The sequence below is a fragment of the Phocaeicola coprocola DSM 17136 genome (assembly GCF_000154845.1).
Lineage (GTDB): Bacteria > Bacteroidota > Bacteroidia > Bacteroidales > Bacteroidaceae > Phocaeicola > Phocaeicola coprocola.
Genome location: NZ_DS981512.1, coordinates 49,888 through 64,144, shown reverse-complemented (window position 1 = coordinate 64,144; position 14,257 = coordinate 49,888). Strand labels below are relative to the sequence as shown.

Annotated in this window: 8 protein-coding genes; 4 read left to right on the top strand and 4 right to left on the bottom strand. The window is 38.6% G+C overall.

Annotation, left to right across the window (positions count from 1 at the left end; genetic code table 11):
* Nucleotides 1-2 precede the first annotated feature (2 nt).
* The 4 genes from BACCOP_RS18555 to BACCOP_RS18540 all read left to right on the top strand — a co-directional run bounded on the left by BACCOP_RS18555 (nt 3) and on the right by BACCOP_RS18540 (nt 7,157).
* Complete coding sequence (locus BACCOP_RS18555; protein WP_007571854.1) at nt 3-1,418, top strand: sugar porter family MFS transporter; 1,416 nt, start codon at nt 3-5, stop codon at nt 1,416-1,418.
* A 14-nt stretch (nt 1,419-1,432) separates the two neighbouring features.
* Nucleotides 1,433-2,896: a calcineurin-like phosphoesterase C-terminal domain-containing protein gene (locus BACCOP_RS18550; protein WP_227994669.1), complete on the top strand. Its 1,464-nt coding sequence runs from the start codon at nt 1,433-1,435 to the stop codon at nt 2,894-2,896.
* Nucleotides 2,897-3,060: 164 nt separating this feature from the next.
* Nucleotides 3,061-4,464, top strand: coding sequence for a DUF5009 domain-containing protein (locus BACCOP_RS18545; protein ID WP_007571851.1), 1,404 nt, complete (start codon nt 3,061-3,063; stop codon nt 4,462-4,464).
* 125 nt (nt 4,465-4,589) lie between these two features.
* Nucleotides 4,590-7,157, top strand: coding sequence for a beta-N-acetylglucosaminidase domain-containing protein (locus BACCOP_RS18540; RefSeq protein WP_007571849.1), 2,568 nt, complete (start codon nt 4,590-4,592; stop codon nt 7,155-7,157).
* Nucleotides 7,158-7,247: 90 nt separating this feature from the next.
* Here BACCOP_RS18540 and BACCOP_RS18535 read toward each other — a convergent pair whose 3' ends face one another.
* The 4 genes from BACCOP_RS18535 to hflX all read right to left on the bottom strand — a co-directional run bounded on the left by BACCOP_RS18535 (nt 7,248) and on the right by hflX (nt 14,082).
* Entirely contained in the window at nt 7,248-8,891 is a 1,644-nt protein-coding gene (locus BACCOP_RS18535) for a fumarate hydratase (RefSeq protein WP_007571846.1), read from the bottom strand.
* 156 nt (nt 8,892-9,047) lie between these two features.
* Complete coding sequence (locus BACCOP_RS18530; RefSeq protein ID WP_007571844.1) at nt 9,048-10,817, bottom strand: TlpA family protein disulfide reductase; 1,770 nt, start codon at nt 10,815-10,817, stop codon at nt 9,048-9,050.
* A gap of 14 nt (nt 10,818-10,831) precedes the next feature.
* Nucleotides 10,832-12,823: a DUF4954 family protein gene (locus tag BACCOP_RS18525; RefSeq protein WP_007571842.1), complete on the bottom strand. Its 1,992-nt coding sequence runs from the start codon at nt 12,821-12,823 to the stop codon at nt 10,832-10,834.
* Nucleotides 12,824-12,825: 2 nt separating this feature from the next.
* On the bottom strand, nt 12,826-14,082 hold the full coding sequence (hflX, locus tag BACCOP_RS18520; RefSeq protein WP_007571840.1) for a GTPase HflX: 1,257 nt from the start codon (nt 14,080-14,082) through the stop codon (nt 12,826-12,828).
* Nucleotides 14,083-14,257: the final 175 nt, after the last annotated feature.

The following is a 14,257-nucleotide window of genomic DNA, read 5'->3' as shown; positions in this document are numbered from 1 at the left end:
TAATGGAATCAACTAAATTCAATCTGGGATATATGATTTTTCTTTCCTTTGTTGCAGCCATAGGAGGATTACTTTTCGGTTATGATACTGCTGTCATTTCTGGAACTATCAGTCAGGTTACCGATCAATTCCAACTCGATGCATTACAACAAGGTTGGTATGTAGGATGTGCTTTAATTGGTTCTATATGTGGTGTAATGTTTGCAGGAATGTTAAGCGACCGTTTAGGACGAAAATGGGTAATGATTATCGCTGCTCTTTTATTCTCTATATCAGGTATCTGGTGTGCAGCTTCATCTGATTTCAATCACTTAATAGCTGCCCGTATTTTAGGAGGTATTGCTATTGGAGTAGTTTCAATTGTTTCCCCTCTATACATATCCGAAGTTGCAGCAGCACAGTATCGAGGTAGGCTAGTGTCACTTTATCAAGTAGCTGTAACCGTAGGCTTTTTAGGAGCATACATTGCTAATTTTTATTTATTGAGTTTCTCACAAAGCGGATTCGAATCAAATATAGAATGGATTAATAAAATATTTATATCAGAAGTATGGAGAAGTATGCTCGGGATGGAATCAGTACCAGCTATTATCTTTCTGATAACAATATTCTTTATTCCCGAAAGCCCACGTTGGCTTATTGTCGTACAAAGAGAAAATCAAGCCCAGAAAGTACTTCAAAATATTTATCTTACCACTTCTGAAGCACAATTACAAATAGAACAGACCAAAGCTATTCTGGCAAACGAACATCAATCCAGCTGGTCTATGTTGTGGCGACCTGGCATATTAAAAGCAGTTATCATCGGAGTATGTATAGCTATGCTTGGACAATTTATGGGAGTAAATGCCGTACTCTATTATGGACCTTCTATCTTTGAAGATGCAGGATTATCAGGAGGAGATTCCCTATTCTACCAAATTCTAATCGGCACAGTCAATATGGTAACAGGAGTTTTGGCTTTGCTAATCATTGATAAAATAGGACGTAAAAAACTCATTTATTATGGAGTCTCAGGTATGATTATATCTCTTATCGCCATTGGAATCTATTTCTTGGCAGGAGAGAAAGTTGGTTTATCTAACACATATTTATTACTATTCTTCCTAGCATACATATTTTTCTGTGCAGGTTCTATCAGTGCTGTTATATTCGTTTTGCTTTCTGAAATGTATCCAACAAAAATACGAGGACTGGCAATGTCTGTAGCCGGATTATCCTTATGGATCGGAACTTATTTAATAGGACAGCTTACTCCTTGGATGCTAGAAACACTTACTCCTGGCGGAACATTTTTCTTATTTGCATTCATGTGTCTTCCCTATATGCTAATCGTATGGAAACTGATGCCGGAAACTGCTGGAAAGACACTTGAAGAAATAGAACTGTTTTGGACTGGACAAAAATGTAAATCTTAATAAAAAAATATCTGATGAGACATATTTTATGCATATTATTATCGGTTTTTGGATTAACAACCGGAATGACACAGCACCTGCATCAGATAAGAGGTACTGTATTTTGCGAAAATAAAGGCATTTCTGGTGTTGTTGTTTCCGATGGAAAGAATTGCGTACAAACAGATAAACAAGGTAACTATAGCCTCAATATTGATAATGAAAGTCGATTTGTATTTATATCCACACCATCTGGATACCTGACAGAAATCAAAGAAAATACGATTCCATTATTCTATAAGCCAATAGATCGTTCTGTAGATAAGAACTATAATTTTCATCTTAAAAAGAACCCTCATGATGACTTAAATCATGTATTCTTTGCCCAAGCCGATGTTCAAGCTATCAGACCTGAAAATTTAGAAACATATCATACTTTTCTAAATGATTATCAGGAAGAACTTGCATCATATCGTAATACGGATATCTTCGGTATTGACTGTGGAGATATTACGGGCGATAATGCCCAACTATTTCCACCATATATTGAAGCAATCAAGTCATTGAACATCCCTGTATACCGTGCCATAGGAAATCATGATATGGATTATAACGGACGTTCTTTCGAAACCTCACAGCATAGCTTCGAAAGCTTTTTTGGTCCTACATGCTATTCCTTCAACAAGGGTAAAGTACACTATATTATTTTAAATAATAACTTTTACATCGGAAGAGAATTTTATTATATCGGCTACATCGACGAAAAAACTTTTCGATGGATGGAAAAAGATCTCTCTTTTTTAGAAGAAGGAACTCCACTTGTAATTGTCATGCATATACCTACCCGACTTACAGAAAAACAACAACCGTTCCAATTCGACTATAATACACTAGCCGACCAGACTGTCAATGCAGAAGCATTTCACCAGTTAATTAAGGATCATCCCACGCACATTATTTCAGGACATATGCATTACAATCTCAATATATGTTATAATGACAAACTTATGGAACACAATACAGCTGCAATCTGTGGTACTTGGTGGTGCTCCGATATCTGTCTAGATGGTACTCCACGAGGATATGGTATTTATCAAGTCAACGGCAATCAGCTTATCTGGAAATATAAATGCATCGGAAAACCTGATAACTATCAGGCCAGAGTATATCTGCCTGGAGCCTCAAAAGAATTTCCACAAGCAATAATCGCTAATGTATGGAATTGGGATAAGCTATGGAAAGTTGAATGGATGGAAGATGGAAAACTCATGGGAGAAATGACTCAGTATACAGCTTATGATCCACTAGCTGAAAAGATGTGTCAAGAAGCTGTACAGACATATAGCTGGATTGCTCCGGTTAAAACAAATCATCTATTCAAGGCTATACCCCAAAACCCACAAGCTCAAATAAGTGTAAAAATAACCGACCGATTTGGACATGAATATATACAATCGGCACAAGATTTTTCATCTTTCTTTTTACAATACCAGAAATAAATTTCATAAGTTATATTAAGGTTTTTGTTGATTAATGATGGAGGGATAACGCATAAAAAGGTGACCATCATTTATAGAGGCGTCAGTCATTCAATCTCGATGAGATGAGAACTACGCCTCTATTTGCAGAATATTTATAAAACATAAATCTAAACACACAACCAATGAATCAAAGAGCTTTAGCACTAGACGCTTTACGAGGATATGCTATCATCACAATGGTATTATCAGCTACCATTATATCCTCCATTTTACCAGGATGGATGAGTCACGCCCAAACCCCTCCTCCTGAGCATATTTTTAACCCGGAAATACCTGGTATCACATGGGTAGATTTAGTTTTTCCATTTTTCCTTTTTGCTATGGGAGCTGCATTTCCTTTTTCCATCGGCAGACATGCAGAAAAAGGAAGAAGCAAATTAATGCTATGCTATGATGCGATCAAAAGAGGAATACAATTAACCTTCTTTGCTATTTTTATCCAACATTTTTATCCTTACGTAATAAGTTCTCCACAAGACTTACGTTCCTGGTTATTAGCAATAACTTGCTTTATGGTTTTATTTCCTATGTTTATGCGTATTCCATATCAACTACCTGAAAAAATACATAAAATCATAAAACTATCAGCCTATCTAATCGCCATTATTATGTTGGTAACGACACAATATGCCAATGAAAGAAGCTTTTCCCTATATTTTAGTAATATAATCATATTAATATTAGCCAATATGGCTATATTCGGCTCGTTACTTTACATATTTACTATACATAATCGCTTGCTAAGAATCTGTATTTTAATCTTATTAGGAGCTTTGATGATAAGTAAAGATATCGAAAGCTCATGGGTAGAACATTACCTGAATATTTCTCCTATACCTTGGCTGTACCGGTTTGAATATCTGGAATATCTGTTCATTGTTATCCCAGGAAGCTTTGCAGGAGAGATTCTAAAAAAATGGCTCTCAGAGAACCATGAGAATATCTATCCGACAAAAGTCAGAACAGGAGTTGCTTTATTGAGTATTCTGGTATCTGTCATATTAGTAAATCTATATTGTTTATATAATCGATTTCTTGAAGCAAACCTGATTATTACTATTATTTTACTAACAACCGGATATTTATTACTTAAAGGTAAACCTAAAACTGATATTAGAACACTTTGGTACAAACTGTTCGACCTAGGAAGTTTCTTCCTGCTATTAGGGCTTTTTATTGAACCTTTTCAAGAAGGTATCAAAAAAGATTATGCAACATTCAGCTATTTCTTTGTTACATCAGGATTAGCTTTTATGACATTGATTATTTTCAATATTATTTGTGATTACTTCAAATGTGTTCGTTCCACACGTTTCTTAATCATGTCTGGACAAAATCCGATGATAGCCTATGTAGCAACAGATCTTTTGATATATCCAATACTAAATATCTTAGGAATAACTCCTTTATTAAAATATTTTTATTCATCTCCTTGGCTAGGATTTTTACACGGAATTATATTAACAAGCTTAACTGTATTTATAACTATGTTTTTTACTCGTATCAAATGGTATTGGCGAACTTAAAATAAAAGATGAAACAATAGTATCTTTTATTAAGTATATTTTTCAAGTTCAAGCAAACATTTTGCCCTAAAACAACTTTCTTTTACAAGGAAATCAATAGCTTTGTAAAGCAAAACCTATTTTATATGGAAAAAAGATACTATAAAAAATCACTAATGACAGGAGTAATATGCGCAATGGCATGCAGTAATCTCCTTGCACAAGAAACTGAGTTTGATTTATCGTCACAACGACTGGAAATCCAACAAGTATTGCCCGTTCCCGGAAAGAAGATAGACCATCAGGGAATTATCATCAATCCGACTCCCCACAAACTAACAGTAGATCGAAACAATATGTTGGATATTGCTGGTGGATTGGTTCTTAAAGATAAACAAGAAAAATTTGCAGAAGATCTGAAATTTCTTACTCTGACAAAAAAAGGAGTGAAACTAACTATCGATTTTGGAAAAAAGGTAGCACTTAAGCAAGGGGTCAAGGAGATTTCTGGAGCTTACACCATGCGTATTGACAAAAAAGGAGTTACAATCGTTGGATATGATGAACGAGGAGCTTTTTATGGCATCCAAACATTGCGCCAACTTATAGAAAGCCCTATCGCTGCAGAAAAACAATTACCTTATTTGGATATCAACGATTATCCAGACCTACCCAACCGTGGTGTAGTAGAAGGTTTTTACGGCACGCCATGGTCACATCAGGTACGTATGTCATTAATTGATTTCTACGGAAAATTCAAAATGAACACTTACTTATATGGTCCTAAAGATGATCCATTTCATAGTTGTCCGAACTGGAGACTTCCTTATCCCGAAAAAGAAGCTCAGAATATCAAAGAACTGGTTCAGGCGTGTAAACGGAATCGCGTAGATTTTGTATGGGCCATCCATCCGGGGCAAGACATCAAATGGAACGAAGAAGATTATCAGAATCTGGTTAATAAGTTTAACTGGATGTACGACCTGGGAGTAAGAGATTTCGCAATTTTCTTCGATGACATTTCAGGAGAAGGAACCAATCCGTTAAAACAGACAGAATTACTAAACCGTCTGACTGATGACTTTGTAAAAGCCAAAGGTGATGTATCTCCATTGACAGTCTGCCCGACAGATTACTCTAAGCTTTGGGCTAATCCTACTCCGCAAGGGAGCCTGGCTATTTATGGAGATAGTTTGAATCCAGATATAAAAGTATTCTGGACAGGAGATGTGGTATGCAGTGACCTGACTCCGGAAACAATGGAATGGATTAACTCACGTATCAAAAGACCGGCGTATTACTGGTGGAACTATCCGGTAACCGATTATATCCGTAACTTCATTCTACAAGGTCCCGTATACGGTCTGGATACTTCGCTGACTAAAGAAAATGTCTGTGGTGTTGTCAGCAACCCAATGGAACACGGTGAGGCTTCCAAGCTTGCTTTGTACGGAGTTGCAGACTACACATGGAATATCGCAAACTATAATCCTATAGACAGTTGGGAAAGAGGATTGCAGGAGTTGACTCCAAAAGCCAAAGATGCTTACCGTACATTTGCCATTCACTCCAGTGACACTGAAAACGGATATCGCAGAGATGAATCTTGGGAAACTAAGACATTCCGGATTGCAGAATGGAATGATGCCACGGCTCAGGCTCTTAAAACAGAATTCGAAAAAATAGAAAAAGTCCCGGCTGAAATGGAACAGGGATGTGAGAATAAAGCCCTGCTGCAAGAACTCCGTCCGTGGCTGACAGAATTCGGGAAGCTGGGAACAAGAGGGAAACAAGCTATTGAACTGGCTCAAATTTATCGCTCAGGCAACGACGACAGTAGCTTCTGGAACAAATATGTGCAGAACTTGATGAGTAAAGAAGATCGTAAAGCTTATGAAGCTCATAAATCCGGAACACTCAAACTGCAACCGTTCTATGAAAATGCAATGGACGATATGGCTCATGGCTTCTTAAAGAAACTGCTGGGTACAACACCTAAAGATTATAAAGGCATTGGTTCATTTGGTAACTCTGGTACAATCCTTACTAAATTAATGCTTGATAATGACACTACTACTTACTATACGTCAGGTATCGGACAAAAAGAAGGTGACTGGATTGGAGTAGACCTGAGAGACATCCGTGACGTGACAGAAATATCAATCCTGCAAGGACGAAATTCTGTAGACGATGTAGACTACTTTGACCATGCGATTTTGGAATGTTCTGCTGACGGCAAAACATGGACTCCCCTTATCAAAGAATTGAATAAGCAATATGTCATCAACTGGAAAGGAGATGCTGTAAAAGCACGTTACGTACGACTGAAAAGACTGGAATCTGAACGCAAAAATTATGCTTCTGTCCGCTCTTTCGAGGTCAACCCGCTTCATGTTGAAAATCTAGGATTCAAACTGGAGTCAGAGAATCCACAACAAGTTGTTTATGCATTCGATCAAAATCTGTCTACTTTTTATAAGGTTTCTAATGCATTAACTTTCGAAGTTCCTCAAGGAACAAAAACTTATACATTATTGATGGATAAACTTTCAGCTCCGCTCAAAGTCAAACAATTTGATAAAAAAGGAGAATTGGTATCCGAAACAAGTATTTCTTCGCCTTTCTTCAAACTTGAACTGACAAACGATAAAGTAACCAAAGTCACTCTGGAAGGCAAAGCTGAAATATTCGAAGTCGTCGCTAATCTTCAATAATAAACCGACCAGGAATATAAAAAGAAAAGGCATCATCCTCTACTGATTTGAAAGAGGATGATGCCTTTCTTATAGTTGAAAATAAATTACTTATTTACAGTTTCCAGTACAACGTGGTTTGATCTGTTTAAAGAAATCATTACCCTTATTGTCAACCAGGATAAATGCAGGGAAGTCTTCTACTTCAATCTTCCAGATTGCTTCCATACCCAGTTCAGGATATTCTACACATTCGATGCTCTTAATATTATTCTGAGCAAGAATAGCAGCCGGACCACCGATAGAACCCAGATAGAAACCACCATGCTTCTTACAAGCATCGGTTACAGCCTGGCTACGGTTACCTTTAGCCAACATAATCATGCTACCACCATGACTCTGGAACAAGTCAACATACGGGTCCATACGTCCGGCAGTTGTCGGTCCCATAGAACCACAAGCCATACCTGCAGGAGTCTTGGCAGGACCAGCATAATAAATAGGATGGTCTTTAATGTACTGAGGCAAATCTTCACCACGATCCAAACATTCTTTCAGTTTAGCATGAGCGATATCACGACCAACAATAATAGTACCATTCAGTGACAGACGAGTGGCAACAGGATATTTATCGAGTTCTGCAAGAATTTCCGGCATCGGACGGTTAAGGTCAATCTTCACAGCATTACCTTCACCTGCCTGACGCAATTCTTCAGGAATCAATTCACCTGGATTTGAATCCAGTTTTTCAATCCAGATACCATCTTTATTAATCTTACATCTGATATTACGGTCAGCAGAACAAGAAACACCCAAGCCAACCGGACAAGAAGCACCGTGACGAGGCAAACGAATGATGCGTACATCGTGAGCATAATATTTACCACCAAACTGTGCTCCCAAACCAATACGGTGAGCTTCTTCCAATACTTGCTTTTCAAGTTCTACATCGCGGAATGCACGTCCGTATTCATTGCCTGTAGTAGGCAAGTTGTCATAGAAACGAGTAGAAGCCAATTTCACAGTCAGCAAGTTCTTTTCAGCAGATGTACCACCAATTACAAATGCAATATGATAAGGAGGACAAGCAGCTGTACCTAAAGTCTTCATCTTTTCTACCAGGAACGGAACCAATGTAGCCGGATTCAAGATAGCTTTGGTTTCCTGATACAGATAAGTTTTATTAGCAGAACCACCACCTTTTGTTACACACAGGAAGTTATATTCCATACCTTCAGTAGCTTCCAGGTCGATCTGTGCAGGCAAGTTACAACGTGTGTTTACTTCTTCATACATACTCAACGGAGCATTCTGAGAATAACGCAAGTTGTTTTCTGTATATGTTTTATATACACCCAGTGACAAAGCTTCTTCATCACAGTATCCAGTCCATACTTGCTGACCCTTTTCACCATGTATAATAGCAGTACCGGTATCCTGACAGAAAGGTAAAACTCCTTTTGCTGCAACTTCAGCGTTACGCAAGAAAGTCAAAGCAACGTATTTATCGTTTTCGCTAGCTTCCGGATCATTCAATATTTTGGCTACCTGTTCGTTGTGAGAACGACGCAACATGAAAGAAACATCGTGGAATGCAGCGTTAGCCATTGCAGTCAATCCTTCTTTTTCAATTTTCAGGATAGGTTTTCCTTCGAACTCGCTTACAGACACATAGTCTTTTGTAAGCAAATAGTATTCAGTAGTATCCTTTCCGTGTTCAAACATCGGCTGATACTTGAATTCTGGTGTTGCCATAATGATAAGAAATTAATTGTTAGTTACTATGCCAACAAAGGTACGAAGTATTATCGAAATTTTTCCTTAATTAAGATAAAATCTTTGTTCCGAATGATTCAAAAACTCTGCCGTATTTCACTTTCATGATTCAGTAAGAGATTTACTGAAACTCTCCTACTCCATAGCTCTCAACAAATCTCTCTGCAAAATGTCAACTCCAGGAAATCCTACATAACGATCCTGAAGCTTACCATCGTAACTGATTACCAGATATCCCGGAATTCCTGTAATGCCATACGAATTACAAAGATATTCCCATTGTTTCTGAGTCAAACGATAATGTATACCATTTATTTCCGCAATAGCAGTCTTCCAGACTTCTTTTGGAGAAGATGGTCCTGTAACATAAACATATACTACATCTTTCGATGACATCCGCTGCTTTAGTACATTTACCGCAGGCATGCTTTTCCGGCAAGGACCGCACCATGTAGCCCAGAAATCAACAAGTACAGCATTACCCCGATGCTGAGATATGATAGCAGGCAATATATCAGCTCCCGACACTAATGTATCCAACTCTGCAATAACATATTTTTCAGAAGCCTTTGCCCGTTCGGCAACAGCCTGCATGGTCTTTATCTTTTCTCTTACATATGCACTTATTTCCGGATGTTCTATCGAAGCCAGCATTTTTTTGTCTGCCGATTTCAGACGTTCTTCTTTAACAACATTCTGATAAATATTTCTTGCCTTTTTTATATCTTCCCACAAATCTAACGTTTCCCCCGTATCACGTTCCCGATACTGTAAGTATGTCACATAATCGTAACCATATTTATCATAAGGAGAGTTTACAATCCCCTGCATTTTAGTACGGGCACCTTGCAGAACAAGAGCATTTATCTGCATATTTGCAGATACGTATTCCTTATACGCTTTACCGGCTCGTTGGTCATGGTCTAAATCCGATTCAAGTCTTTCCAGCTCAGACTGCACCTGTTTATTATATTCTTCATCAGATAAATCCAGCGTCTTACTTGAGAAATCAGGATCATCGTTAAGAGCCAGAGGGTATCCCCAGGTAGCCAGTTCCGTATTCAACAAGGATTCAGCTCCATCAAACCACGCTTTCTGCTTCCGGTCATACTCATCCTTCAACAAACGGGAAGCCGACATACTCAATCTGGGAAGATGAATATACACAGTCATTTCTTTACCTGGTAAAAGGAAAAGATCCAACTGTGCCTTATTTATCTGAAGTTTTGCCCCTCCGGCAAGCAGTAAATCGGTTTCAATATGAAAAGAACCATCCTGACGTACCTTTACAGTCTTTCCCCAATCATTATAAAACAGCCAGTCTGAATGACGAAAAACAACATCCAATGCAATTTGAGGATCATAACCTAATATATAACCGTTTATTATAGACTTACCTGCTTTTAACTGGGGAGCAGGCAAATCCTGACTTTGCTCCAGATGATTAGTTTGCAAAAAACTTGGTATATATACATAGGGTTCTGCCTTACTTAGTTGTACCCCCCATATAATCCATCCTTCTTCTTTCTCTACAAAATCAACAGCATGCACTCCTGCAGGAATCGGAGCAAAAGAAAGAGTTACATGATGCTTCCCCGACTTCGAAATAAGCTCCGGCTCGGTTTTTCCATCAATAGACACCCCTTCAGCTTCACGCAAGCTAAATTCTTGCTGCGTGGTACGCAGACATGTTTTCGAAGAGATAACAGCAGCTTCTCCCGGCTCACCATACAAAACAGCATCTACCTGCGTCTGCTCATCCGTTAATATGATTTTCTTTATTTCTATTTTCGACGTATTTGTCGTAATAAAGCACGGGCGGCTAACTTCTCTTTTACGATAAGTTCCCGCCTGCAAAAACAAAAACATACAACTAAAAACAAAAAATAGCCATACGCCTTTCATAAATCACATTCTTTTTAATTATATATATTGCTTAAACGAGCAACTAATTCATTTCCAAGTTCAGTCTTCACTTCTATATGCTTCAAAACGGCTGTTACAAAAGGATTACTTTCGAACACACCGCGCACTTGTTCAAAGTCAAGCATTTGCTCTTCCTTACTACCATCAGCACCAAAGCCAGTCATCGAAGACAAAGAAAATTCTTTCTTTGCATCTTCATATACCATCTTATCCAGCCATACCACAGACTGTTGCCATTGATGCACAATGTTTATAATATCCTTTGCAGTTATTGTTTCGGCATCCAGTCTGTAGAACTCCAGCATTTTTCCATACGCCCAAGTCCATTCATAGGTATAATAATTGGCATGCATTTCTGCAAAACGGTCATGTATCTGGTCAACAGTGTGCAAAACACCTGTTTCTATATCGCTCATCAATCGCTCTATCTCTGTTTTTGGAGCTATTAAGCCAGAAATGTCAACCCATTCACCTTGTCCGATCGAAGTATCCGGCAATAAACGCTGTCGTACTTCCTCATCATTCTTAAAATGTATTTCCTCCAGACGCTTGATAACCGAATTACCCAGGAATTTATGAATAGCTGTTTCATAAAACTTGATACCTTTATTCAACGCCGAGTTTTTAATCTTTGCGCTCTGATAAGAATATGTTTCCGAAGTTTCTCCCGATACTCTTTCCAACTCTTTCAGAATACTCCGTCCTTTCATCATCTTCTGAATTGTGTATGGACTGAGCAAATTATAATTAATCTGATCCAGACGGAAAGGATCTTTACGCAAATCACGTTTCGGCCATTTCTGTGCATCACGAATTGTGCCGACGCTACGAAGATTAACCCCCGGAACCAGATAAGTCGTATTTTTATCCTCTATCAAATAAGAGAAAGGTAAATCCGATGTATCAGGATGATTGACATGACGTCCCATTACAAGTGAAAAGGCTCCGATACGTGCAGGCCAAAGGATATATGAATCCGAAGTAGTCTTAGCACCTCTTTCCAACGCTCCCTGATGAATCGGCCCCAGCTTATACATATGATTACTCTGGTTAGATCCTGAACCCGCATTCATAAATGAAAACATCCCGGCAATCAGCAAAGTTGACTTATGATGAGTCACCGTAAACGGTCCGGCAAAAATAGCACATGCTTCTCCATTTTCCTCCTGACAATTGCTGAAAAACAAAGAATCCGAAGCCGAATAATTATGCCCCATATGACAAGCCTGTCCCACAAAACAGCGAGTCATCATCGTGCCATCCTCTATGTGCGAACCACTGGAGATAATAAAATCATCACATACCACTCCGTAACCGATATGTACCGGATCGTCAGCATTACTGTTAATACTACCGTTCTTCAGTCTGCCAGCTCCCTCTATTTCACAATGGTCACCGATACGCACATTTTTAATATATCCCGAATTGACAATCGTGACGTGCGAACCTATCGTTCCTCTATCCGAAGCATGTTCGTCTGCATAAGCCTCAACCAACGCTTTCATACGCTCAATGAGCTGCGGACGATGACGGTAAAGTGCCATAATATATGCCTGATGTGCAGAAAGACGGTCATGAATCATAACCTCACGACCTCCTGTTTCATTCAAGACAGACACCTCTACCCCATTTCCAAAACGAGATTTCCGGTCTACCAGAATAATATCCACATTCTCGATAAATGTATATGCCCCAATCTCATAGTTAGCAATGTAATTCTTTACATTTTCAATGCAACAGTTATCTCCCACTGTCACATTATGCAGAGTCACATACGATAATTCGGAATGCTTACAGATACCTCCCGGCAATGTAAATTCGTGTTCAAATACTCCCAGACACACCTTCCCGGAAAAACGAGCATGATGTACATAGTCAGGAGTGAAACGTTCAGCCACCCGTACATCCTTCCAGTCGGAAGCCGAACAAAGCTGCGATTCCAGCCTGTTTATTTCTTCATCAGTCAGCGAACGGTAATTTATCATAATTATTCTTCATCATAAGTTTGATAAAGGAAATCATTATAAGGATACTTCTGCACATGCAACTCTCTTACTTTCTTATAAACAATTTCCTTCAGTTCATCGATATTCGTTTTATTTCGAGCCGAAATAAAGATACAATTATCATTCATCTTAGCCATCCATGTATGCATAAGCTCTTCCAGCGTAATATTCTCCTTCGTTTTCGGAGTCAAATCATCTTCAGCCTTTTCTACATAGGTATACGCATCTATCTTATTGAATACAATCATGGTAGGCTTTCCTCCTGCTCCTAAATCAGCAATTGTTTTATCTACCACCTGTATCTGCTCCTCAAAATCAGGATGAGAGATATCTACCACATGAAGCAATAAATCAGCTTCACGCACTTCATCCAGTGTAGATTTAAACGAATCGACCAAATCAGTTGGAAGTTTACGAATAAAACCTACCGTATCGGAAAGCAGGAAAGGCAAGTTTTCAATAATCACCTTACGTACTGTCGTATCAAGAGTAGCAAACAGCTTATTTTCAGCAAAGACTTCACTTTTAGCCAATAAATTCATCAATGTCGATTTTCCGACATTCGTATATCCAACCAGAGCAACACGAATCAAGCGTCCGCGATTTTTACGCTGAGTAGATTTCTGAGTATCTATTTCAGCCAGACGCTGTTTTAGTAAAGCCATACGATTCAAAATAATACGACGGTCCATTTCAAGCTGAGTTTCACCCGGTCCACGAAGACCAACAGAACCCTTACCACCTCCGGCTCCGGAACCACCACCCTGACGCTCAAGGTGAGTCCACAAACGTTGCAAACGGGGTAGCATGTATTTATATTGTGCCAATTCAACCTGTGTCTTGGCATTGGCAGTTTGTGCACGCATCGCAAAAATATCCAGAATAAGCGATGTACGGTCCAGAATCTTTACATTCAGCTCCTTTTCGATATTACGTATCTGTTTGGCAGAAAGTTCATCATCAAAGATAACCATACCCACTTCTTCTCCTTCTTCCTCCTTTTTCTGAAGAAGATATTCTTTAATTTCCTGCAACTTACCTTTACCTACGTATGTCACAGTATTGGGATAATCCATTTTTTGAGTAAAACGTTTTACGACCTCAGCTCCTGCCGTTTCTGCAAGAAAAGCAAGTTCATCCAAATATTCATTCGTTTTACGCTCGTTCTGTGTCTGGGTAATCAAACCCACCAATGCAGCCTTTTCAGTCTGCGCATCTGATATAACAAATTCTTTCATTCAGTATAGTTGTATGTCTAATTGTGGCAAATATAGCGAAAAAGCACGCACCAAGTATTTTATCAAACAAAAAATTAAAGAAACATTCATACAATAAGTATTTATCATACAGCCCCAAACATCATGCTATGTATTTTATGAAAATCATCCGAAACAATAAAACCCCGTCATCAAC